Source organism: Neisseria sp. P0021.S006, assembly GCF_051956895.1.
The window spans coordinates 1-527 of sequence record NZ_JBQCWZ010001024.1; the positions used below are offsets into that span (position 1 = coordinate 1).

Annotated in this window: 1 protein-coding gene; it reads left to right on the forward strand. The window is 49.5% G+C overall.

The features are described from left to right. Window positions 1–527: hypothetical protein (locus tag ACTHUM_RS18515; protein WP_440403754.1), on the forward strand; the 527-nt coding region annotated here is incomplete at both ends.

Below are 527 nucleotides of genomic sequence, written 5' to 3' on the forward strand. Positions count from 1 at the left end.
CGTAAATCCTAATATCCATATTACCGCCGCTGTGCGTTTTGATACTGACGCTGGCACCGGCGGTAAAATCCTCAAACAAACCTTAAAGCAGCAAAGCGGTATAGATACCCGCCGCCTCAGCCGTTTGAGTTTGATTGCCGCGCTTGGTGCAGGGCAACTGAAAGAGCAATGCGAAATCTGTCCTGATTGCGCTGTTTTTCTCGGTACGCCGTTTTCTTCGCCATCCGTATTTGAAAAAATGGCAGACAATGTGCTGAACCATCACGCCGCGATGCCGTTTGACTTTATTGCCAACCTACACAATGCTCCCGTTTTTCATGCCGCGCGAGCGTTAGGAACGCATGGTGCAACTTTGGTCGTTACTGCCGACAACAATGTAGATACCTGCTTTCATCCATTATCTCTGGCGATGCAGTCTTTGCAAAATGGCGGACAAGCTGCGGTTGGTTGGGCATATGAACATCAAGCAGTCCGTGCCGATACCTATGAAGGCAGTATCTGGATTTTGCTTGAAGCCGGTACAGAGC